The following is a 3,119-nucleotide window of genomic DNA, read 5'->3' on the forward strand; positions in this document are numbered from 1 at the left end:
GCTCCCTGTGCGGGGAGCCGCCGGCCGGAGGAATCGGGCAGCGGGGCCGGGCGGGCCGGCCGGAAAATCAGGCTGCCGGTGCCGGGTAGGTCGGGTACTCGACTCCGGAGACGTGCTGGACCACCCGGATGACCTGGGAGGAGTAGCCGAACTCGTTGTCGTACCAGAGGTAGAGGATCGCGTTGTCGCCCTCGACCTTGGTGGCGCCGGCGTCGACGATCGAGGCGTGACGAGAGCCGATGAAGTCGCTCGAGACCGCGTCGGGAGCGGTGATGAAGTCGATCTGGCGCCTGAGCGGCGAGGTCAGCGACACGTTACGGAGGTAGTCGAGGACCTCCTCGCGGTTGGTGCCTCGCGCGAGCTGCAGGTTCAGGATCGCGATCGAGACGTCCGGCACAGGGACGCGGATCGAGCTGCCGGTGATCTTCGCATCGAGGTCGGGCAGCGCCTTGGTCACGGCGGACGCGGCACCCGTCTCGGTGATGACCATGTTGAGCGGCGCAGACCGGCCGCGGCGGTCGGAGTTGTGGTAATTGTCCAGCAGGTTCTGGTCGTTGGTGAACGAGTGGACGGTCTCCACGTGGCCGCGCAGCACGCCGTACTCGTCCGCCATCGCCTTCAGCGGCGGGACGATCGCGTTGGTGGTGCAGGAGGCGCAGGAGATGATCTGCTCGTCCGGCTTGATCATGTCCTGGTTGACGCCGTGCACGATGTTGGGGACGTCGCCCTTGCCTGGCGCGGTCAGGACAACCTTCGCGATGCCGGGCCGGAGGTGCTTGGACAGGCCCTCGCGGTCGCGCCAGCGGCCCGTGTTGTCGATGAGGATGGCGTCCTTGATGCCGTGCGCCGTGTAGTCCACCGCCGTCGGGTCGTCGGAGTAGATCACCTGGATCTCGTTGCCGTTGGCGATGATCCTGCTGTTCGCCTCGTCCACGGTGATCGTGCCCTGGAACTGGCCGTGGATGGAGTCGCGGCGCAGCAACGAGGCGCGCTTCACGATGTCCTGCCCGGCGCCCTGGCGTACGACGATGGCGCGCAGCCGCAGACCGTTGCCGGAGCCGGTCTTCTCGATGAGCAGACGGGCCAGGAGGCGGCCGATGCGGCCGAAGCCGTAGAGGACCACGTCGCGCGCCTCGCGGCGCTCCGTCTTGTTGGCGCCCGTCGCGCCGGCCACGGCCTCGGCGGTGAAGTCGCTCACCGACAGGCCGCGGTCGTCGGTCCGGTACGTCGCGGCGAGCATGCCGAGGTCGATCTGCGACGGACCGAGGTCGAGCTCGGTGAGAGCGTGCAGGAACGGCAGCGTCTCGGTGACCGAGAGCTCCTCGCCGGCTATCTGCCGGGCGAACCGGTGGGTCTTGAGGATGCTGACCACCGACTTGTTCACCAGGGAGCGGCTGTGGAGCAGGATCGTGACGTCCCGCTCCCGGTGCAGCTTCCCGATGATCGGGATCATCGACTCCGCGATCTCCTCACGGGTCTTCCAATTGGTGAACGAGTCCTCGGTGGCAGTCACAAGTCCATCTTTCGAGCTAGGCGGTGCTCATATGTTAACCGCACCAGATTTTGATCAAGCAATCGGTGCCGCCCGTGGACCCGGACCGGTCGAGTTGATGTGTTTTGGCCGGAAAGTCATGCCCGATGCACTCCCCGTCAGGGCGTGCACTCCCAGTCAGGGGCGTGCACTCCCCGTCAGGGCGCGGGCCGGTGTCCGAACCGCACCCCCTCCCACGGCGCCCCGGCAGGGAACGGCTCCGCGCGGCGCTGTCCGGCCGCGCGCGGAGCGGCCGGCTCGACCACGGGCTTCACGCCTTCGATCCGCTCCAGCCACTCCAGCAGTTCCGCACGCAGCTCGTCGGCGACCGCCCGGTGCGAGGCGAGTCCCGCGAGGTTGTCCAGCTCGTAGGGGTCGGCCGCCAGGTCGTACAGCTCGGTTTCCGTGTAGTGCTCCGCGTCCGGCTCGTTCCAGGCGTCGGCTCCCGGCGCCTCCACCGCGTACTTCCACCGCGAGGTGCGTACCGCGCGGCCGACCCGGTCCTCACTGATTTGGACGAGGACGGACCCCGCCCGGCCGGGGTCATGACCGCCGCCGGTCAGTGGCAGCAGGGACCGGCCCTGGACGCCGTCCGGTACGGCGATGCCCGCGGCCTCCAGCAGGGTGGGCATCAGGTCCACCGTGCCGACCGGCCGCCGGACGAGCCCGCCGCCGGTGAAGCCGGGGCCGGTGAGCGCCAGCGGCACCCGGACGGACGACTCATGGGCCGAGCGCTTGTACTCGTTGTTGCGGGTACGGAAATGGGAGCCGTGATCCGCCGTCCACGCCAGCACCGTGCTGTCCTCGGTGCCGAGACTCCGGAGCGCGTCGCGCAGCCGTCCCACCCCCTCGTCGACCCGCTTGACCTGGCCGAGGTAGCCCGCGAGATGACGGTGTGCGCCGCCCTGCGGGGCGCCCGGTGCGAGCGCCGCCAGGTCCGGCGGCAGCCAGACGCCCTCGTAGCGCTCGCGGTAGCCCGTGGGCGCGGGGTAATCGTCGGTGGGGTTCTGGTGGTGGGGCTCCAGCAGGGAGACGAAGAGCAGGTAGGGGCGGTCGTGGTGGTCGGCCACGAAGCGGATCGCGGCGTCGATCAGGGCGTCCGAGCGGTACCCCGGAAGACGGACCGGTTCCCCGTCCTCGTCGTACACCACCGTGCGGTAGGCGTCCGAGGTGAACTCGAGACGGTCCGAAGCGAGCCATTTCTCGTAACCGCCCCGCCGCTCGGGCGGGACGGGGCCGTCCGGGCCGTCCTCTCCAGCGAGGTGCCACTTGCCGATGTAGCCCGTCGTGTATCCGGCCCCGGCGAACGCCCCGGCCAGGGTGGGAACGTCCCCGGGGAGTGGCAGCCCGTTGCGGAACACGCCGGACGCGGTGGGGAAGCGGCCGGTCTGCAGGGCGGAACGGGCGGGAGCGCACACGGGGTTGGGCGTGATCGCCTGCTCGAACAGGGTCCCCTCGCGGGCGATCCTGTCGAACTCGGGGGTCACGCCCGCCCGGTTGCCGTGCACGCCCGCCGTGTCCCAGCGCTGCTGGTCCGTGAGGATCACGATCACCTGCGGGGGCGCCCCGGCGGACGGTGCCGGGGCAC

2 protein-coding genes are annotated in these 3,119 nt (G+C 70.1%); both read right to left on the reverse strand.

Going from position 1 to position 3,119, the window contains the following annotated elements; translation table 11 throughout:
- Positions 1 to 67: 67 nt before the first annotated feature.
- On the reverse strand, positions 68 to 1,513 hold the full coding sequence (locus ACFWFI_RS42110) for a glyceraldehyde-3-phosphate dehydrogenase (protein WP_387401151.1): 1,446 nt from the start codon (positions 1,511 to 1,513) through the stop codon (positions 68 to 70).
- A gap of 176 nt (positions 1,514 to 1,689) precedes the next feature.
- Positions 1,690 to 3,119: sulfatase-like hydrolase/transferase (locus ACFWFI_RS42115; RefSeq protein WP_387401153.1), on the reverse strand; the 1,430-nt coding region annotated here is incomplete at its 5' end.

The sequence above is a fragment of the Streptomyces sp. NPDC060209 genome (genome assembly GCF_042728155.1).
In the GTDB taxonomy this organism is placed as follows: Bacteria; Actinomycetota; Actinomycetes; order Streptomycetales; family Streptomycetaceae; genus Streptomyces.